17 protein-coding genes are annotated in these 18,367 nt (G+C 65.3%); 6 read left to right on the plus strand and 11 right to left on the minus strand.

Features of this window, described 5'->3' with window-relative positions; translation table 11 throughout:
- Window positions 1-464 precede the first annotated feature (464 nt).
- Both JQ586_RS36710 and JQ586_RS36715 read left to right on the plus strand, forming a co-directional pair.
- On the plus strand, window positions 465-1,364 hold the full coding sequence (locus JQ586_RS36710; RefSeq protein WP_212399526.1) for an AraC family transcriptional regulator: 900 nt from the start codon (window positions 465-467) through the stop codon (window positions 1,362-1,364).
- Window positions 1,365-1,458: 94 nt separating this feature from the next.
- The gene (locus tag JQ586_RS36715) at window positions 1,459-2,247 is read left to right on the plus strand and encodes an alpha/beta fold hydrolase (protein WP_212399527.1); all 789 of its coding nucleotides are present in this window, start codon (window positions 1,459-1,461) and stop codon (window positions 2,245-2,247) included.
- 90 nt (window positions 2,248-2,337) lie between these two features.
- Here the strand turns inward: JQ586_RS36715 and JQ586_RS36720 are convergent, their stop codons facing one another.
- The 5 genes from JQ586_RS36720 to JQ586_RS36740 form a co-directional block, all read right to left on the minus strand.
- Window positions 2,338-3,876 (minus strand): sugar ABC transporter ATP-binding protein, encoded by a 1,539-nt coding sequence (locus tag JQ586_RS36720; RefSeq protein ID WP_249148610.1) that lies wholly within the window; start codon window positions 3,874-3,876, stop codon window positions 2,338-2,340.
- Window positions 3,873-4,994: an SMP-30/gluconolactonase/LRE family protein gene (locus JQ586_RS36725; RefSeq protein WP_212399528.1), complete on the minus strand. Its 1,122-nt coding sequence runs from the start codon at window positions 4,992-4,994 to the stop codon at window positions 3,873-3,875. Before JQ586_RS36725 ends, JQ586_RS36720 begins: the two co-directional genes overlap by 4 nt.
- 4 nt (window positions 4,995-4,998) lie before the next feature.
- Complete coding sequence (locus JQ586_RS36730) at window positions 4,999-7,137, minus strand: ABC transporter permease subunit (RefSeq protein WP_212399529.1); 2,139 nt, start codon at window positions 7,135-7,137, stop codon at window positions 4,999-5,001.
- 98 nt (window positions 7,138-7,235) lie between these two features.
- Window positions 7,236-8,258 carry a sugar ABC transporter substrate-binding protein gene (locus tag JQ586_RS36735; RefSeq protein ID WP_212399530.1) on the minus strand — a complete coding sequence of 341 codons (1,023 nt, stop codon included), beginning with the start codon at window positions 8,256-8,258 and terminating at the stop codon, window positions 7,236-7,238.
- Window positions 8,259-8,320: 62 nt separating this feature from the next.
- On the minus strand, window positions 8,321-9,343 hold the full coding sequence (locus JQ586_RS36740) for an ABC transporter permease (protein WP_249148611.1): 1,023 nt from the start codon (window positions 9,341-9,343) through the stop codon (window positions 8,321-8,323).
- Between the two features lie 91 nt (window positions 9,344-9,434).
- On the opposite strand from JQ586_RS36740, the gene JQ586_RS36745 reads away from it, so the two are divergent.
- Window positions 9,435-10,418, plus strand: a complete 984-nt coding sequence (locus tag JQ586_RS36745) for a LysR family transcriptional regulator (RefSeq protein WP_212399531.1) — start codon at window positions 9,435-9,437, stop codon at window positions 10,416-10,418.
- A 22-nt stretch (window positions 10,419-10,440) separates the two neighbouring features.
- Here JQ586_RS36745 and JQ586_RS36750 read toward each other — a convergent pair whose 3' ends face one another.
- Together JQ586_RS36750 and JQ586_RS36755 are read right to left on the minus strand one after the other, a co-directional pair.
- On the minus strand, window positions 10,441-10,968 hold the full coding sequence (locus JQ586_RS36750; RefSeq protein WP_212399532.1) for a VOC family protein: 528 nt from the start codon (window positions 10,966-10,968) through the stop codon (window positions 10,441-10,443).
- 43 nt (window positions 10,969-11,011) lie between these two features.
- Window positions 11,012-11,569: a carboxymuconolactone decarboxylase family protein gene (locus JQ586_RS36755; RefSeq protein WP_212399533.1), complete on the minus strand. Its 558-nt coding sequence runs from the start codon at window positions 11,567-11,569 to the stop codon at window positions 11,012-11,014.
- A 201-nt stretch (window positions 11,570-11,770) separates the two neighbouring features.
- Between JQ586_RS36755 and ilvD the strand changes: the two genes are divergently transcribed.
- Window positions 11,771-13,615 carry a dihydroxy-acid dehydratase gene (gene ilvD, locus JQ586_RS36760; RefSeq protein WP_212399534.1) on the plus strand — a complete coding sequence of 615 codons (1,845 nt, stop codon included), beginning with the start codon at window positions 11,771-11,773 and terminating at the stop codon, window positions 13,613-13,615.
- Window positions 13,616-13,620: 5 nt separating this feature from the next.
- On the opposite strand, the gene JQ586_RS36765 is transcribed toward ilvD, so the two are convergent.
- The 3 genes from JQ586_RS36765 to JQ586_RS36775 all read right to left on the minus strand — a co-directional run bounded on the left by JQ586_RS36765 (window position 13,621) and on the right by JQ586_RS36775 (window position 16,406).
- On the minus strand, window positions 13,621-13,833 hold the full coding sequence (locus tag JQ586_RS36765; RefSeq protein ID WP_212399535.1) for a hypothetical protein: 213 nt from the start codon (window positions 13,831-13,833) through the stop codon (window positions 13,621-13,623).
- Between the two features lie 611 nt (window positions 13,834-14,444).
- Window positions 14,445-15,494: a hydroxyacid dehydrogenase gene (locus tag JQ586_RS36770; RefSeq protein WP_212399536.1), complete on the minus strand. Its 1,050-nt coding sequence runs from the start codon at window positions 15,492-15,494 to the stop codon at window positions 14,445-14,447.
- 15 nt (window positions 15,495-15,509) lie between these two features.
- Window positions 15,510-16,406, minus strand: coding sequence for an amidohydrolase (locus tag JQ586_RS36775; RefSeq protein ID WP_212399537.1), 897 nt, complete (start codon window positions 16,404-16,406; stop codon window positions 15,510-15,512).
- Window positions 16,407-16,628: 222 nt separating this feature from the next.
- Between JQ586_RS36775 and JQ586_RS36780 the strand changes: the two genes are divergently transcribed.
- Entirely contained in the window at window positions 16,629-17,183 is a 555-nt protein-coding gene (locus tag JQ586_RS36780; RefSeq protein WP_212399538.1) for a thiamine pyrophosphate-binding protein, read from the plus strand.
- A gap of 8 nt (window positions 17,184-17,191) precedes the next feature.
- On the plus strand, window positions 17,192-17,794 hold the full coding sequence (locus tag JQ586_RS36785; RefSeq protein WP_212399539.1) for a thiamine pyrophosphate-dependent enzyme: 603 nt from the start codon (window positions 17,192-17,194) through the stop codon (window positions 17,792-17,794).
- Window positions 17,795-17,850: 56 nt separating this feature from the next.
- On the opposite strand, the gene JQ586_RS36790 is transcribed toward JQ586_RS36785, so the two are convergent.
- Window positions 17,851-18,240, minus strand: a complete 390-nt coding sequence (locus JQ586_RS36790; protein WP_212399540.1) for a DUF1236 domain-containing protein — start codon at window positions 18,238-18,240, stop codon at window positions 17,851-17,853.
- Window positions 18,241-18,367 lie beyond the last annotated feature (127 nt).

An 18,367-nucleotide genomic window follows, 5' to 3' on the forward strand; every position in this document is an offset into this window, starting at 1 on the left:
AAAGCACGGGGGTAGGACCACAGGTGTAACCGGGAACAACCCGGCTTTCCCTGCGCGATGGGTTACGGCTTATACGTGCTCGCCCCGGCGAGACTGGGCTTTATTGTCACCGCTTTCGCAAAGATGCTTGCGCACGCTTCACGAGAGGACACCTGCCACCAGGGCGTCAGGCCTGCACGATTTCGCCGTCCGCCTCATGCGCTCTCGTCAGTCACGCACGCAGCGTCCACCGCATCCCACCGCAACGTTCGTGACGATCGCGAGCGCCCCTCGAGCGGGTGAGACGAGTAACTCTATACATTGATTTCCCGTTACGATAAACCGAATTATTTTTGCTGCGGGGGCTTGCGCCGTCGGGCAAATCAGTGATTGGCGCCGGATCAAGGGGCAGCGGCCCTTGCCTCAGTCGCCATCGCGAGCAAGAGTGCCGTCGCCGGGACTACCTTGGGCAGAGGCAACGGACCATGACGGGACTGAGCTCGGGCGGAAGCCGCCTCCTGAATCCGGAGCAGCGCATGGCGATGGTGCCGGTGACGTGTGCGGCGCATTCGGGCGGCTTCGGCTGGCGCGGGATGCGTGTCGAGGACTACCCGGACCTGCCGCCGAGCGACATCCGCTGCGCCGGCATGAATGCGCATCTGCTGGTCTATCACACCAGGGCGCTCGACGGCGAATTCCATCACGAATGCGCCGACCGTACCACGCGGACACGGCTGCGTAGCGGCGAGCTGAGCTTCATTCCGGCACGCGCCGACAATCGCTGGCTGTTCGGCGAAGGACGCCCCTGCGCGATCCATGTGATGATCGACGAGGAACTGTTCACGCGCAATGTCGCGCAGGACGGCTGCAATTCGCCGCGCGATCTGCGCGACGACTTTCAGTTCACCTCGCCCGAGCTGCAGGCCCTGGTGCGGCTGTTCGCCCTCGAGCTCGCCAATGGCGGGCTCAACGGCCCGCTCTATGTCGAGGCGCTGGGAGCCGCGCTGTCGCACCGGATCATGCGCGAGTTCGGCGCCCCACCGCCGGCGACAAACCAAGGCGGCCCCGCGCTCGACCGCGCGATCGAATTGATCCACCAGGAATATTACCGGGCGATCGGCCTCGACGAACTAGCCGGCCTGACCGGCCTGAGCCGCGCCCAGTTCATCCGGCGCTTCCGCGCCGCCTTCGGCAAGGCGCCGCACGCCTACCTGATCGACTATCGCATCGCGATCGCGAGGCAAAGGCTGCGGATGCCGAAGCCGGTGAGCCTCGTCGACCTCGCGCTGGAGCTGGGATTCGCCGACCAGAGCCACTTCCACCGGCACTTTCGCGCCCTGACCGGTGCATCGCCGGCGGCCTTCCGGCGCAGTCAGCTGACCTGATCCGAATGTTCAATCGGCCTGCGCCGAAGCTGCAATACCGGAGCTGGCCCGTGATGCTAACGCTCTCTCATCCATCCTTTGGAGAGAGGTCACCATGCTCGACATCGCCGGCAACACGATCTTCCTGACCGACAGCGGCGGCGACCGCCCGGCGCTGCTGTTCGTCCACGGCATCATGATGAGCCACGCGGTCTGGCGGCATCAAGTCGCCGAGTTCTCCGGCGACTACCGCGTGGTGTGCGTGGACCTGCGCGGCTTCGGCCAATCGAGCGCAATGACACCGGACATCAGCTTCGAGGATCACGCCGCCGATCTCGCCCACATCATCGCAAAGCTCAGCTTGACCGATGTCACGCTGGTCGGCTGGTCGATGGGCGGCGCCATCGCCCAGGTGTTCGCCGCGACGTATCCGCGCACCCTCGTCCGCGTCGTGCTGGTCGACACCACGCCGCAATTGCTGGCGAGCGAGGCCTTCCCGCACGCCCTGCCGGCCGAGGCGGCGATGCAGCTCGGCCAGCTGCTAGGCAGCGATTTCGCGCAGGGGTGCGCCGCCTTCTCCGGCATGATCGCGCCCGAAGACGCCGAGGCGACGCGGCTCGTCACCGAAATCGCCACCGCCACTCAGCCCGCGATCGCGCTGGCAGCCTTTGGGAATTCAGGGCCGCGCAGCCTGATCGAGTTGCTGCCTGACATCAAGACACCCACCAGTGTGATCGCCGGCGCCGACGACAGGATTTGCCTGCCGGGTGCGAGCAGCTATCTCGCCGCGCATATCCCCGGCTGCACGCAGCCCGTGGCCTGGATCAAGGACGCCGGTCACGCGCCGTTCCTCACCCGTCCGACGGAGTTCAACGCCGCGCTGCGAGCGGCCTTGGCAGGGTGAGACCACCGTGTGGGGCGCAACCCGCTGCTGAACCGACGCTAGAGTTGGTGGGTTGTGCTTCGCTTACCCACCCTACGGTTCGAACTCCGCTCAGTGCACCGCCGCGTACAGGATCTTGTCCTGGGTGGCATCCGCGGCGTCGAACTCGGCGACGATGCGGCCGGTGCGGGCGACCAGGATACGGTCGGAGACCGCGAGGATCTCCGGCAGATAGGACGAGATCACGACCACCGCCTTGCCCTCGTCGGCGAGCCGGCGGATCTCGGCATGGATGTGCGGGATGGTGCCGACATCGACGCCGCGCGTCGGCTCGTCGAAGATGATGATCGAGGGGTCCTGCACCAGCGTCTTGGCCAGCACAACCTTCTGCTGGTTGCCGCCGGACAGCTCGATGATGCGCGCTTTGCGCTGCAAGGCGCTGATCTTGAGGCGATCGACCCAGTAAGTCGCAAGCTTGCTGCGGCGGGCGCGCGACAGCAGGAAGCTCCAGCCCGCGCGCGTCGCCAGATTGCCGATATAGACGTTGTCGTCGACCACCATGGTCTCGAAGAAGCCGTTGGCCTTGCGGTCCTCGGTGATGTAGGCGATGCCGTCGTTGATCGCCTGCCGCGGCACCCGGTAGCGGATCGGCTTGCCGCGCAGCCGGATGGTGCCGCCATTGACGAGGTTGCGCTTCAGCGCGCCGTAGATCACCTTGGCGATCTCGGTGCGGCCGGAGCCGATCAGGCCGGCGATGCCGACCACCTCGCCGGCATAGACCGAGAACGACATGTTCTTGACCGCCATGCCCATGGTGACGTTTTCGACCGTCAGCACCTTCTCGCGGCGCTGATGGGTCTTTTCCTTGCGGCCATAGACTGCCTGCGCGACCTCGCGGCCGACCATGTGCTGCACCAGGGCGTCGCGGGTGAGCTGCTTGGCTGGCGCCGTGATCACGAGCTTGCCGTCGCGCAGCACCGTGATGCGATCGGCGATCTGCAACGACTCCTCGAGTGCGTGCGAGATATAGATGATCGAGACGCCGCGGGCACGCAGATCGCGCACCAGATGAAAGAAGTGGACGATCTCTTCCGGCGTCAGCGACGCGGTCGGCTCGTCGAAGATGATGATGCGCGCCTTGTTGTAGATCGCGCGCGCGATTTCCACCATCTGCTTCTTGGCGGTGCCGAGCAGGCCGACGGGCGTGGCCGGATCGACATGGAAGTTGAGCGACTGCAGCAGCTGCTGGGCCTGGATGTTGAGGGTGCGGAAGCGCGTCAGCAGCTTCTCATTGCCGAGCTCGATGTTCTGCGCCGCGGTCATGGTCGGCACCAGGCTGGTCTCCTGATAGACCATGCAGATGCCGGCGCGCAGCGCCTCGCGCGGCTGCTCGAAATTGGCCGCCTTGCCGTCGAGCAGATAATCCCCGGAGGTGAGATTGATCGCGCCGGCGATCGCCTTGCACAGCGTCGACTTGCCGGCGCCGTTCTCGCCGACCAGCGCATGGACCTCGCCGGGATAGAGGTCGAAATTGACGCCCTCGATGGCGTGGACGCCACCATAGATCTTCGAGCCGTTCGCGATCCGCAGCACCGGCTCGCGGGTTGCGGCCGCGGCGCTGGACGCCGCCTGCATCACGCCATCATTCATCTGATGTCTCCGGTAAAGAGCAGCAGTCGCCCGGCGCCGCGCGCGGCGATCACGATGCCGCGCCCGGTCGCGCACGCCGCAGTGATGCCGTGGAAACGTCCGCCGGCGCGGCTATGCAGGCTGTCGGTCGCCTCGCCCTCTGCATCGAGATGCACCAGAAGGCCGTAGGAGCGCGGCGGCGCCCACGGCTTCTGGATGCCGAGCGCCTTGACGCCGCCGATCTGCATCGGCTCCAGACAATCGCTGCCACCGACAAGGGCCGGCGCCACCCAGTAGTCCGGCGGCATCGTCGCCATCATCTCCTCGCGGAAATCGTCTTCCTTGAGCACGAACTCGATCAGGTGGGTGCGGCGCGCGAACAGGCCGAGCAGCAGGCCGCCATGGCCGTCCGGATGCAGCCGTGCCGGGTAACCGGGCATGTTGCCGGCGACGATCTCGCGGGCGCCGAGCCCGCTGCCGCCAAGCGCGAAGCTGCTCAACCGATGCGCCCAGCTCTCGGTCAACCACAGGCTGTTGCCGTCGGCGGAGACGGCTGCGCCATATGGATATGGCAGCCCGCGCAGCAGCACCCTCGGATTGTCGAGATCCGCGCCGAACGCGATCAGGCGGCCGTTCGACCGCTTCTCCATCAGATCATGCCGCCACTCGGACGGGCGGCGGCCGACGCTGCCTTCGACTGCGTAGATGCGGCCATCCGGCGCCGCGGTCACCGACAGCAGGCCCGCGAGCGCGCTGCCGTCGGCAGCCTCGCACCAGCGCGGCACGGGCTTTGCCGGATCGATCGCCGCAAGGCCCCTGCCCGCGACACAGACCAGCAGCCGTCCATCCGGATGCAGCGCGAGCCCGCCGGCGTCATCCTCGAATTCGATGATCTTCGTCCGGGTCGCGAAACCGTCGCCGCCGAGCTTCCAGATGCTCCGGCCAGCCGAGACGTAGACAACGCCATTGCCATCGGCGACGACGTCGTCGACGCCGGGAAGAGCCTCACCGATCGGCGTTGCGGTGTCGAGCCGGTCGTTCGGGCTCAGCGCGCCGTCGAGCGGCGGGATCGCGTTCTGGCCGCCGTCGCGATCGACGACGCTCCTGATATCACGCAGCAGATGATCGAACATTCCCACGGCGCTACCTCTTCACCCCGCTCTTCGCGCCCCAATAGGCGTCATATCCGCTCCAGTCCTCGTCGACGCCGTCGAGCTTGATGCGACCGATCCGGTTGTTCTCGAGGCCGCCGAGATAGAGATAGCCCTTGTGCTCGCGCATCGAGGTCAGCACCGAATGCGATGTTCCGGTCGGATCCCACCACGACTCCAGCGCCTCGCCCTGCTCGTTGAACTTCAGCACGCAGCCGTGATTGAGCCCCGGCGCCAGCCACTCGTCGGCCGGCACCTGCTTGACCATGCGCAGGCGAAAGCCGGGCTTGCGCACCGACAGGTCGAATGTCGGCGTGCGGATGCCGACCAGCGCCAGCCAGTAGGTGCCGTCGGAAGCGCGGTTGATGTTGTCGGGATTGCCAGGCAATTCGTCGATCAGGACCTCGGTGCGCCCCTTCTTCGGTCCCTCGATCCAGTAGCGGAAGATCTTGCACAGCGAGGTCGACGCGATCAGCACCGATTGGCCGTCATGCGAGACGCAGACGCCGTTCGGGAAATAGAAGTGATTGATGACGGTTCGCGTTGTCTTCGTCTTCGGGTCGTAGCAGACCAGCCGGCCGTTCGGCCGCGCCTCGAGGATGTCGAGCGTGTTGGTCGTCATCTCGTAGCGGGTGGTGCAGTCGCTGAAATAGATCTTGCCGTCGGGCGCGATGTCGAGGTCGTCGGCCATGCGAAGGCGGGAATCGTCGTTCAGCTTGTACCAGGTGCGATTGGTCTCGTCGGTGACCTTGAACACGTTGCCGTCGGGCGCGATGCCGTAGACGCCCATGCCGGCCACCGCGACGATCAGATTCTCGTCACGATCGAACTGCATGCCGAGCGGCCGGCCACCGATATGGGCGAACACCTCGCGGGTCTCGAAATTGGGCCCCGAGAAGCGGATCACATTGCCGTCGCGGGTCGAGCCGTAGACGCGGCCCTGGCGGTCGACGATGACGTCTTCCGGTCCCTCGACCTGGTCGAGGCCGATCGCCTGCGCGCTGATCAACCGGTCGTTCTGGGCGTAGGCCGACGCGGAGCCGCGCTGCACCGAGGGTGACGGCGCCAGCGCCACATAGGCCGGGTTGACGTAGATCTTCTGGATCGCCTTGCCGCGGTTCTTCGACCATTTGACGTCGATGCCGACCGCCGCGAGCAGGATGATGCCGGTCACGGCCGAGGTGACGTAGCCGGGGATACCCATGCGCACGAGGCCGTTGATCAGGAGGAAGATGATCAGCGCGCCGATCATCGCCCGCCACACCGTGCCCTTGCCGCCGGCGAGCGAGACGCCGCCGAGCACCACCGCGGTGAGCGCCTGGAATTCCCAGCCGACGCCGGTGGTGGAATCCGTCGAGGCCTGACGTGCGGCGTAGAAAATGCCGCTCGCCGCGCACAGCGTGCCCGACAGCACATAGGTCATGAACAGCATCAGGCGCACCTGGATGCCGGCATGACGCGCCGCCTTGCGGCTGGCGCCGATCGCGGTGAGATGCCAGCCATAGCGCGAGCGCGACAGGAAGACGTGGCAGACCAGCAGCACGACGAACAGGGTCGCCGCATTGATCGGGATGCCGAGCACGCTGCCGCCGCCGATGAAGTCCCAGGCGTCGCTGTCGACCGAATTGGTGGCGAACACCTGGGCATAGCTGGTGTTGAGCAGATTGACCGAGGCGCGCAGGATGATCAGCGTCACCAGCGTGGTGAGGAACGGCCGCGTCTTCAGGAAACCGATCAGGAAGCCGTTGATGCTGCCGAGCACCGCGCCGACCGCGAGCGTGGCCGTGACAACAAGTCCGACCGGCCATTCGCGGACCAGCAGGAAATACAGCGCGGCGAAATTGCACAGCGCGAAGATCGCGCCGACGGAAAGGTCAATGCCGCCGGTGACGAGGCAGAAGCCCATCGCCAGCGCGACGAAGCCGAACTCGGCGAACAGCCGCAGCAGCGATACGGAGTTCTGCACCGAGGCATAGTCGGGGATGGTGAGCGCGAAATAAGTCCACAGGCCGATCATCACCGTGAAGGGGACGACCGGCTCGAACCATTGCTTGAGCAGAAGCTCCGACAGCAGGAGCCGCGGTGAGAACCGCCGCACCGAAGCGGCAAAGGAATCGACTGCCATCGACATCGCCAGGCACTCTCATTGATTGAGCATGACCTCCCGGATCATGCTGTTGATAGGGCCGGCGCGGAAGCCGCACTCCCGCGCCGGCCGTCGCGCTCTTGTTAGTTTTTCTTGGGTAGCGCGAAGCAGTTGGCGCCCGACGCGTTGCTCTTGTCGAGCCAGATCGGCCGCGTGTAATATTCGAGGTTGCGGGTACCCGGCTTGTCATTGTCCATCAGCAGCGTCTCCGCCGCGAACATCAGGTCGTGGCCCTGCTCGGTCGCCTTGTAGCTCAGGAACTTGGCGAAATTGCCGGAATTGACCTGGTCGCAATCGAGCTGCGAGCCCTCGCCGGATGCATATACCTTGACGTCGTCGATCTTGCCGGCGTTGCGGATCGCCTGGGCTGCGCCCGACTCCATGATGCCCCAGAAGCCGATCGAGGCGCACAGATCGGGATGCTGCTGGATCACGGTCGCGGTGATGTTGAGCGCGGTGTTGGCGTCCCAGTTGGCGGCCTGGTTGGAGACCACCTTGATGTTGGTGTCCTTGTTCAGGACCTCCATGATGCCGCCGACCTGATCGACGCTGGCGGCTGCGGTCAATTCGCCCTGCACGATCTGGACCTTGCCCGACTTGCCGGAGCCGGTGCCGCAGGCCTTCACGACCTCGGTCGCGAGGATCTTGCCGATCTCGTGCCAGTCGGCGCCGACGAAGGCACTCGACTTGTAGTTCGAGGACATGTTGATCTGGATCACATGCGTGCCCTGGCTCTCGGCGCGCTTCAGATCCTTCATCAGGAGCGTGACGCTCGGGTTCTGCACGATCAGGACGTCGGGCTTCTGGTCGACCAGCGCGGTGAGCGCCTGCTGCATCGCCGAGGGATTGTTGTTGGGGTCGCGCACGATGTACTTCATGCCGCGCCACTCGGCCTCCTCCTGGACCACGCGGCCCCATTCGTCCGACAGCGGCACGCCGAGCGCGATCGGCAGATAGGCGATCGTCTTGCCCTGCAGCGCCTTGTCGTAGGATGTGCGCAGCTCGCGCGCGGTCTTGGTGCCTTCCTCCTGCGCCGATGCCACGAAGGGCATCGCCGCCAGCGTCGCCCCGGCAAGCAGGATCGTCCACAGTCTGGTCGTCTTCATCGTCTCCTCCACACAGATATTCTTGTTCTGATTGACTTGATTTGATCGTATCGGCGCGCCGCTCAGTCGCCCTGCCGCGCGGTCTCCTCGTCACGGGGATGCAGCCAGTTGTCGAGCACGATCGCCGCCAGCAGCACCACGCCCTTGACGATGTTCTGCACCTCGGTGTTGACGTCCATGATGGTGAAGGCGTTCAGCAGGGTGCCGATCAGGACGCAGCCGACCACGACGCTGAATACGCTGCCGCGGCCGCCGATCAGGCTGATGCCGCCGATCACGACGACCAGCACGACGTCGAAGATCATGGTGCCCTGCGTGATCGCCATCTGCATGCTGCCCGTGGTGCCGACCCAGACCAGGCCCGCAATCCAGGCGAGCAGCGCAACCAGCACGTGCTCCAGCACGATCAGCGGCCGCAGCGCGACGCCTGACAGCCGCGCGGCTTCGGGATTGTCGCCCTGCGCATAGATGAAACGGCCGACCGAGGTGCGCGACAGGAACAGATGCATGGCGATGGCGCAGACCGCGAACACCAGGATCGGAACCGGGACGCCGAACAGCCGTCCGGCGCCGAGATACATCAATCCGGGCGCGTTCTTTGGCGCATAGACCACCCAGGCCGGCGCGATCCAGAATGCAAGGCCATAGATGACGAAGCCGGCGGCGAGCGTCACGAACAGCGCCGGCGCCTCGACGAAGGCGACCATGATGCCGTTGATGACGCCGATCAAGACCGCGATCGCCAGTGCCAGCAGCACCGCCGTGGACACCGGCATGCCGTTCTGGATCTCGATCAGCGCGATCGCCCAGGAACCCGCCATGATCGCGACCTCCGACAGGTCGATGCCGCGGCTGATCACGATCAGCCCCATGCCGAGGCCGAGCACGCCCAGGATGGAAATGCTGCGCAACAGGTTCAGGAGGTTGGAGACGGTGGCGAAGCCGTTCAGCGTCAGGCCGAACACGATCAGAAGCGCGATCGTGATCAGGAGCACGATCTGCTCCTGGCTGGGCTTGGCGAAGAAAGAATTGCGAGCCGATGCCGCCGGGACAGGCATGCCGCGCGATGGCGATTGCACGCTCATCGTTTCCTCCAGGTATTATTTTGCTTGAGACTTTAAGAGCGCGAAATAGTATTCGTCAAATGCATTCGACGGATACGGACAGATCAAATCCATGCATGTTCGCGATATCGATCTGAACCTGTTCGTGGTGTTCGACGCGATCTATTCCGAAGGCGGCGTCAGCCGCGCCTGTTTCCGCCTCAATCTGACGCAGCCCGCCGTCAGCCATGCGCTGGGCCGGCTGCGCGCCATGTTCAACGATCCCCTGTTCGTGCGCCGCCACCACGTCATGACCCCGACGCCGCTGGCACGCCAGATCATCACCACCGTGCGCCAGGCGCTCAACGGCCTGGAAACGACGCTGACCCATACCAACCGGTTCGATCCGGCGAGGACGCCGAAGCGCTTCGTGATCGGACTGCGCAACAATCTCGAGGCGCCGATCCTGAGCGCGCTGGTGAACCGGATCAGCGCGGTCGCGCCGCTGGTCGAGATCGCAACGGTGCGCTGCGAACGCAACAACCTGGAGCGGGAGCTCGCCGCCGGCACGCTCGATGTCGCGATCGACACGCTGCTGCCGCTTCCGGCGGAGGTGCGGCGCATCCAGGTCCTGACCGAGCGGATCTCGGTGTTCGCCCGCCGCGACCATCCCGAGCTCGGCGCGCGGCTCGACAAGAAGACCTATCTGCGGCTGGAACATGTCTGCGTGACGTCGCGGCGCAGCGGATTGTCGTTCGAGGACTTCCAGTTCCAGCGCCTCGGCATCCAGCGCAACGTCCGCCTGCAGTGCCAGAATTTCACCACGGCCTGCCACGTCGTGAGCCGGAGCAACATGCTGCTGACGGCTTCCGACAGCGCCGCATCCTTGCTGGACCAGCCGGGATTGCTGCGACAGTTCCCCTGTCCTTTCCCGATCAGCCCGCACATCAACTACATGTACTGGCACGCCACCGCCGAGGACGACACACCCAACCAATGGCTGCGCGAACAGCTTCAGGCCGCCGCCGCGACGCTCGGACCGAGCCATCTGGCGCGCAAGCGTGGCCGCGCGACCAGGCGCCGACTGCCTGTCCCGGCGAGCCTCGCCGCGGAATGAGGCGCCCCCAGGCTCGCCGGCCTCAGCCAACCACGCGGATCGGATCCGAGCCGTCCCAGCTCGCCGCCACCGTCCTGATCTTCTCGAAGAAACGTCCCTTCGATCCGGAGATGTCGGATATCTCGATCACGGTGCCGGCGTGGCCCGCGGTGTCGAAATAGGCGAAGCGGCCCCTGGGGCCGCCGATCTGCCCCTCATGACCGACCGTGAAGCCTGCCGCAATCGCGCGGTCGTAGAGCGACTGGTAGTCCGTGCTCCAGTACGACATGTGCTGCAGGCCTTCGCCGTGGCGCGCCAGAAAGTCCAGGTACATCGACGGCGCATCGTTGCGCTGCTGGATCAACTCGATCTGCAGATCGCCGGAATTGGCCAGCGCGATCGACATCTCGACAGCGGAGTCGACGCCGCGATAGCGGAACCAGTCGACCTTGACCGAGGGGATCAGGAAGAACGGCCCGACCCGCAGCGTTTCGGTCCAGAACCTCAGCGCCGCGTCGATGTCGCGAACCACATAGCCGTTCTGGCAGACCTTGCCGAACAATGCGCTCATGTGCCCTCCCCGCTGCCGACGCCGGGCAACATCCCTGACATTCTCAACCTCGCTTCTTGCCGCCGTCGAAGACGGCCATGCCGGCGGCCGGATCGAGATCGGTCTCGGTCGCCTCGGTCACCCGCGCCATCATCATGTAGAAGCCGATTGCCACGATCGCCTCGACGATCTCCTGATCGCTGAAATGCTTGCGCATGCCGGCGAAGACCGCGTCGCCGACACGGACGTTCTCGACGACCTCGCGACCGAAGGTAAGCAGCGCGCGCTCGGCCTCAGCGAGCGCTGCGTCGTCGTAATTGCCTCGCTCCACCGCGTCGATCTGCGCCTGGGTGACGCCGACACCGAGCGCGATCGGCACGTGCTGGCGCCACTCATAGGCGCCGCCCTCGAGCTGCGCCGCCTGCAGGATCAACAGCTCGCGGTTGACGGCGGAGAGCTTCTGCTTGTGCAGGATCGAATTTGCGAGCCGCATCGCCGGAATCATGTTGGCCTCGGCATGGGCCATCATGCGGAAGATATTGAGCTTGACCGGCATGCGGTCGAACGAGGCGCGGATGTCTCCGCCCGTCATCTCCGGATCAATCAGGGGCAATCTGGCCACGCATCTCTCCCGTGCTTCTTGTTATCCGGCGTCCCGGTGCGTCACCACGTAATGCACCGGGACGGCCGAGATCAAGCCGACCGCCGGCCTTGTCCGGATAGCGCGGTCCAGCCATGCTGTTCCGCGCTTGAATCCGCCTGCCCGGGCGGGCATAAGGACGCCGTCTCCCCAAGAAAAGCGCCCATAGCCCAAGGATTTACGATGCCAGCCTATCGCTCCCGCACAACCACCCACGGCCGCAACATGGCGGGTGCGCGCGGCCTCTGGCGCGCCACCGGCATGAAGAACGAGGATTTCGGCAAGCCGATCATCGCGGTCGTCAATTCCTTCACGCAATTTGTCCCTGGCCACGTCCATTTGCAGAATCTCGGCCAGCTCGTGGCGCGCGAGATCGAGAAGGCCGGCGGGGTGGCAAAAGAGTTCAACACCATTGCTGTCGATGACGGCATCGCGATGGGCCATGACGGCATGCTCTACAGCCTGCCCTCGCGCGAACTGATCGCCGACAGTGTCGAATACATGGTCAATGCGCATTGCGCCGATGCGATGGTCTGCATCTCCAACTGCGACAAGATCACGCCCGGCATGCTGATGGCGACCCTCCGCCTCAACATCCCCACCGTATTCGTCTCGGGCGGACCGATGGAGTCCGGCAAGATCCTGCTCAAGGGCAAGAAGCGCGCGGTCGACCTGATCGACGCCATGGTGGCGGCGGCCGACTCCAGCGTGTCGGACGAAGAGGTCGCGGTGATCGAGCGCTCGGCCTGCCCGACCTGCGGCTCCTGCTCGGGCATGTTCACCGCGAACTCGATGAACTGCCTGACCGAGGCGCTCGGCCTCGCGCTGCCCGGCAACGGCTCGGTGCTGGCAACCCATGCAGACCGCAAGAGCCTGTTCGTCGAGGCCGGCCATCTGATCGTCGATCTCGCCCGCCGCCATTACGAGCAGGACGACGCAAGGGTGCTGCCGCGCTCGATCGCGAGCTTCAAATCGTTCGAGAATGCGATGACGCTCGACATCGCGATGGGCGGTTCGACCAACACCGTGCTGCATCTGCTCGCGGCGGCGCGCGAAGGCGAGGTGCCGTTCACGATGACCGACATCGATCGGCTGTCGCGCAAGGTGCCGGTGCTGTGCAAGGTGGCTCCCTCGGTGCAGGACGTGCACATGGAGGACGTGCACCATGCCGGCGGCATCATGGCGATCCTCGGCGAGCTCGACCGCGCGAAGCTGCTCACCACCGACGGCCCGACCGTGCACAGCGCAACGCTCGACGATGCGCTGAATCGCTGGGACGTCGTGCGCACCACCAGCGACAAGGTGCGCAACTTCTATCGTGCCGCGCCCGGCGGCGTGCCGACCCAGGAAGCCTTCAGCCAGGACCGCCGCTTCGACGAGGTCGATCTCGACCGAGCCAAGGGCTGCATCCGCAACGCCGAGCATGCCTATTCCAGGGACGGCGGCCTCGCCGTGCTGTTCGGCAACCTTGCGGAAGATGGCTGCATCGTGAAGACCGCCGGCGTCGACGAGAGCATCCTGAAATTCTCCGGCCCTGCCCGCATCTTCGAGAGCCAGGACGCCTCGGTCGAGGCCATCCTCGGCAACAAGGTCAAGGCCGGCGATGTCGTGCTGATCCGCTACGAGGGTCCGCGCGGCGGCCCTGGCATGCAGGAGATGCTCTATCCGACCAGCTATCTGAAGTCGAAGGGCCTCGGCAAGGCTTGCGCGCTGATCACGGACGGCCGCTTCTCCGGCGGCTCGTCGGGCCTGTCGATCGGCCACGTCTCGCCGGAAGCCGCCGAAGGCGGCCTGATCGGCCTCGTCGAGGAAGGCGATATCATCGAGTTCGATATTCCCAACCGCAAGGTCAATCTCGCGGTCGATGACGCCGAACTCAAGCGCCGCCGCGCGGCGATGGTCGCCAAGGGCAACTCGGCATGGAAGCCGGCCGCACCGCGCAAGCGCGCGGTCTCGACCGCGCTGAAGGCCTATGCTGCCTTCGCCAGCAGCGCGGCCAAGGGCGCGGTGCGCATCCTGCCGGAGTGATCAGATCACGCGTGAAGGTCGGCCGCATCGATCCTGATGCGGTCGGCATGCAGCGACCAGTCGCACAGCGACTGCTGCTCGCAGAATTTGAGTTTTGCCATTTCGGTGGCCTGGCCTTCGCTCGACGCGTCGATCTCGAGCGTCCCCTGGCAGACCTCGCGCTCGCGACCATTGTCGCCGAGCACGTCCTTCATGAACTGAACGACAAAGCGCGACATGGGAACCTCCCTGCTACGCCATAGCATTGGAAGGATCCAGATTAGCACCTGTCGTCGATCGGATTGAATAAATCAGCGCGTGATCCACGAAATGCACAGGGCTTTCCGAGCCTGGTGGATATCCGTCAAACTCGAGACCCGAAGGGCTCCAGCAGGACAGCTGTCCTTACGCGCCGGCCTGAGGCAGGCTGGCGGCAGCGATCGCGACGATCTGCGCAAGACGGCGGCCGATCTTGGCGGGCGCTGCGCGGAGATATGACTGGACCTGTCGCATGATGCATCTTCCTTCCGTGCCCGGAACGGCGGGCACACAATGAAAATGGCTGTTGCAGGCTAAGTCGTCGATATCTCAGGGAAAATAACAACGAGCGTGTCGTGGGACGGTTGTTTGGCAGTGGGTTTATTGCCGTATTCGCGGCTACGGCGAAGGAGATTTTCTCCTGCGATTTTTGATGCGAGGCGCCCACCTCTCCGATCCCAGCCAATCCCAGTGAGGGACGCACGGTGGATCGGTTCCCTCTCCCCTTGCTGGTCCCGCAATGGGGAGGGAGCCTGACTGACGTGCTCACGGGATTGGTCCGACGCTGACAACAAGGCGGTGCCGCTGTCACCTACCCCGGCACAAACCCGAACACCTTCTCGAACCGCTTCGCATAGACAGGCCATACCTCCGGATTGATGATCCGCGGCGGGCGCTTGCCGTCGAGCGCATCGAGGATCTGCTCGGCGGCGATCCGGCCCATGTTGATGCGCGCCTCGCGCGTGACGCCGGCCGTATGCGGGCTCGCAAGCACATTGTCGAATTGCAGGAGCGGATGATCCGGTGGCGGCGGCTCCTTGGCCCAGACGTCGAGGCCGGCGCCCGCGATGCGTTTCTCTCGCAACGCCTCCTCGAGCGCCTTCTCGTCGTGGATGAAGCCGCGCGCGGTGGTGATGAAATAGGCATGCGGCTGCATCAGCGCGAATTCGCGGGTCGAGATCATGCCCCGGCTCTTGCCGTCCAGCGGGCATGAGATCGAGACGAAATCCGAACGGCGCAGCAGATCGTCGAGTTCGACCTTCTCACCGCCCCGCTTGCCCATCTCTTCTGCCGTGAGATACGGATCGTAGGCGATGACCTTCATGTGCAGCAGGCCCCTGCAAAGCTCGGCGATACGACGGCCGACATTGCCGAGACCGATGATGCCGACGGTCTTCTCCTTCAGCTCGTTGCCGATCAGATCGTTGCGGTTGACATTGGCCTCGCGCCGCAGCCGCCGGTCGGACTGGATGATGCGCTTCGACAGCGTCAGCATCATGCCAAGCGCATGCTCGGCCACCGAATTGGCATTGCCGCCGGACTGGTTGACCACGAGCACGCCGGCTGCGGAGCAGGCATCGACGTCGACGGGATCGAAGCCCGCGCCGTTCGAGGACACGATCAGCAGGTTAGGCGCACGCTTCAACAGATCGGCATGAGCGTGGAAGTGCGGCGCCAGCTCGTCGCGGGCCGCGCCGATCTGGTAGGCATGCGCCTCGGCCACAACAGGCGCGTAGACCGATTCCGGGCTCTCGTTCTCGATCCGGTCGAGCCGGACGTCCGGCCGTTGCTTCAGGATATCGATGTAGACCTCGTGGGCGAGGTATTTGACGTAGAACACGCGCTTGTTGTTGACGGTCATGTTGTCGGGCAGCTCTCAGTTTGGGAAGCCATAGAGTTTTGCGGGATTGTCGACGAGGATGCGTTGCCGAGCCGCCGCGTCCGGCGTCCATTCGAGGAACAGGTCGAGCAGATGGCCCGCGTCCGGCATCTCGCCCTCGACCCGCGGATGCGGCCAGTCGCCGCCCCACACCAGCCGCTCGGAATTGGCCGCGACCAGCGCCTCATGGAACGGCCGCGCGTCGGGATAATCAGGCGACTGCTGGCTCAGCCGATGCGCGCCGGAAAGTTTGGCCCAGCACCAGCCCTCGCCGATCGCGCGCAGCAGGCTCTGGAAACCCTCGGTATCGACGCCGGCGCGGGCATCGGTCCGGCCCATGTGATCGACCACGACCGGCAGGCCGAGCCTCTTCAACGCCGGAAGCGTCGCGGGCAGATCCTTCACGTCGATCCAGAGCTGAAGATGCCAGCCGAGTTCGGCCATCACGGCCGCGTGCGTTTCGGCGACACCAAGGGGAATGCCGCCGCGATAATGCAACTGGCCGCTGCGGAAGAAATGGTTGAAGCGCAAGCCGCGCACGCCGAGCACATGCCATTGCCGCAACGTGCCCGCCGCAACGTCGGCATCGGCCACGGCGACGCCGCGCAGCCGCGCCGGCTCGCGCTGGAGCGCATCCAGCATCGCCGAATTGTCGTGGCCATGCGCGCTGCCCTGCACCAGCACGCCGCGGACAAAGCCGAGCACATCAAGCATGCCGAGATACTTATGCAGCGGCGCGTCCGGCGGCGTGTAGCTTCGGTCCGCGGCATAGGGGAAGCGGTCGGCCGGGCCGAACAGATGCGCATGCGTGTCGCAGGCTTTTGGCGGCAGCTTCTCCTTCGGCGGCGTCACCGGTCGCGGCGGCAGGCAGGCGGGGATCTCTGATGCAGCCATCGGCTCACTCCGCCTTCATGCTGGCCGCCATCCGCCAGACCTGCCCGGCCATGAACGCCTCCCGCCTTCGTCGTTGCCGTCTGTATCGCACGCGGATTGGTCGGCCGGATCGCCGGAATCCGCAGATCGCGTTGCGGCCGGGGCATGTTGACAATCCCAAGGGTCGCGTCAAGTTTTCCCCCTCAAAGCGGCCTTCAGCGGCGCGCGATCAGGGAGACCAGGATGGCCGCATCAGCGGAACAAGGCTCGGCCGAGAACACCCAGGCGACCTGGTACGGCATCGTGCAGCAGACGCTGAAGCGGAACGAGATCCGGCTGGTGCCCTACGTGCCCGACCGGGTGCTGACCACGCTGATCAAGAACCTCCACGCCGATCCCTATTTCACGACATTTCCGACCGCGCGCGAGGAAGAGGCCGTCGGCATCGTCTCCGGCGCCTGGATGGCCGGGATGCGCGGCGCGGTGCTGATGCAGACCTCGGGCTTCGCCACCCTCGCCAACGTGCTGGCCTCGCTCGCGGTGCCCTACCAGATCCCGCTGATCATGTTCGTCTCCGAGCGCGGCACGCTCGGCGAGTTCAACTACGGCCAGGCGCTGGTGTGCCGCACCATGCGGCCGGTGCTGGATTCGCTCGCGATGGAGCACCACACCATCACCCGGCTCGACGAGCTCGAATTCATCACCGACCGCTCGATCAAGCAGGCGATCACCACGCAGGCGCCGGTGGCGCTGATCCTGTCGCCGCTTCTGACCGGTGGCAAAGTGTTCGACAAGTGAGATCAGCCATGACCACGACACGCGCGCGCAACACCAAGGTGATGAACCGGTTCGACCTCACACGGCGCCTGGTCGCAAAGCTGAAGGACGAGGCCGTGATCGGCGGCATCGGCAACACCAATTTCGACCTCTGGGCCGCCGGCCATCGCCCGCAGAATTTCTACATGCTGGGCAGCATGGGCCTCGCCTTCCCGATCGCGCTCGGCGTCGCGCTGGCGCAGCCGCAGCGGCGCGTCTTCGCGCTCGAAGGCGATGGATCGCTCCTGATGCAACTCGGCTGCCTCTCGACCATCGCGAGCCAGGCACCAGGCAACCTCACCATGGTGGTGATGGACAACGGCATCTACCAGATCACCGGCAGCCAACCGACTCCGGCCGCATCCGGCACCGATATCGTGGCCGTCGCGATCGCAAGCGGCCTCTCCAACAGCTCCTGGGCCGCGGACGAGGACGATTTCGAGCGGCTGATCGATCAGTCGATGTCGGCGTCCGTCCCGACCCTGATCGGCGTGCGCATCGACGACAAGCCCGGCACCGGCACCACGCGCCGCGATCCCGTCCAGATCCGCGAGCGCTTCATGGAAGGTGTCGGCGTGAGGCGACCGTTCTAGGCAGGGAAAATCCCCGCGGGCGGACGCCCGCGAGGACTGTATGAAAAACCCGGCGTCTATCGCTCGATAATCCTGACTACGCGACGGGTGCGCGGGTCGACGATCACGCGGCGGTCATTGACGACCGCATAGCGATACTCGGTGTAGCGCGGTACCGGATGCAGCACGACGGTGTCGGGCAACGGCTCGCCGACCACGACGCGCTCATGCACCACGACCGACGGCTCGTCGCGCGGGATCGAGGTGATCACCGCATTGGGGATCTCGAGGCCGGCGCCGACCGCAGCACCAACCGTGCCGCCGACGATCTCGCCCACGGGCCCCGCGATCTCGCCACCGGTCCGCGCGCCATTGGCGGCCCCCGCCGCGGTGGTGGACTGCGTAAAGGCGGAGCCTGACGCGAACAGGGACGCGGCAACAATCGAAACGGCAAGACGCTTGTTCATCATTCTCCTCCAGCAAAATGACAAGTGTCCTTCAACATCCGGAGGATGGTGATGTTCCGGTTCCGCGACGGCAATAAATCGCGGTTCCCGATGCAACCAATCAGGCTTTTCGTTCAGGCATGATCTG

Source organism: Bradyrhizobium jicamae (assembly GCF_018130215.1).
Classification (GTDB): Bacteria; Pseudomonadota; Alphaproteobacteria; order Rhizobiales; family Xanthobacteraceae; genus Bradyrhizobium; species Bradyrhizobium jicamae_A.

Bases quoted from the DNA above. Each gene is read 5' to 3' on its own strand.
- JQ586_RS36710 (WP_212399526.1), top strand. From the start codon at position 465: ATGACGGGACTGAGCTCGGGCGGAAGCCGCCTCCTGAATCCGGAGCAG.
- JQ586_RS36715 (WP_212399527.1), top strand. From the start codon at position 1,459: ATGCTCGACATCGCCGGCAACACGATCTTCCTGACCGACAGCGGCGGC.
- JQ586_RS36720 (WP_249148610.1), bottom strand. From the start codon at position 3,876: ATGAATGATGGCGTGATGCAGGCGGCGTCCAGCGCCGCGGCCGCAACC.
- JQ586_RS36730 (WP_212399529.1), bottom strand. From the start codon at position 7,137: ATGTCGATGGCAGTCGATTCCTTTGCCGCTTCGGTGCGGCGGTTCTCA.
- JQ586_RS36735 (WP_212399530.1), bottom strand. From the start codon at position 8,258: ATGAAGACGACCAGACTGTGGACGATCCTGCTTGCCGGGGCGACGCTG.
- JQ586_RS36740 (WP_249148611.1), bottom strand. From the start codon at position 9,343: ATGAGCGTGCAATCGCCATCGCGCGGCATGCCTGTCCCGGCGGCATCG.
- JQ586_RS36745 (WP_212399531.1), top strand. From the start codon at position 9,435: ATGCATGTTCGCGATATCGATCTGAACCTGTTCGTGGTGTTCGACGCG.
- JQ586_RS36750 (WP_212399532.1), bottom strand. From the start codon at position 10,968: ATGAGCGCATTGTTCGGCAAGGTCTGCCAGAACGGCTATGTGGTTCGC.
- ilvD (WP_212399534.1), top strand. From the start codon at position 11,771: ATGCCAGCCTATCGCTCCCGCACAACCACCCACGGCCGCAACATGGCG.
- JQ586_RS36765 (WP_212399535.1), bottom strand. From the start codon at position 13,833: ATGTCGCGCTTTGTCGTTCAGTTCATGAAGGACGTGCTCGGCGACAAT.
- JQ586_RS36770 (WP_212399536.1), bottom strand. From the start codon at position 15,494: ATGACCGTCAACAACAAGCGCGTGTTCTACGTCAAATACCTCGCCCAC.
- JQ586_RS36775 (WP_212399537.1), bottom strand. From the start codon at position 16,406: ATGGCTGCATCAGAGATCCCCGCCTGCCTGCCGCCGCGACCGGTGACG.
- JQ586_RS36780 (WP_212399538.1), top strand. From the start codon at position 16,629: ATGGCCGCATCAGCGGAACAAGGCTCGGCCGAGAACACCCAGGCGACC.
- JQ586_RS36785 (WP_212399539.1), top strand. From the start codon at position 17,192: ATGACCACGACACGCGCGCGCAACACCAAGGTGATGAACCGGTTCGAC.
- JQ586_RS36790 (WP_212399540.1), bottom strand. From the start codon at position 18,240: ATGAACAAGCGTCTTGCCGTTTCGATTGTTGCCGCGTCCCTGTTCGCG.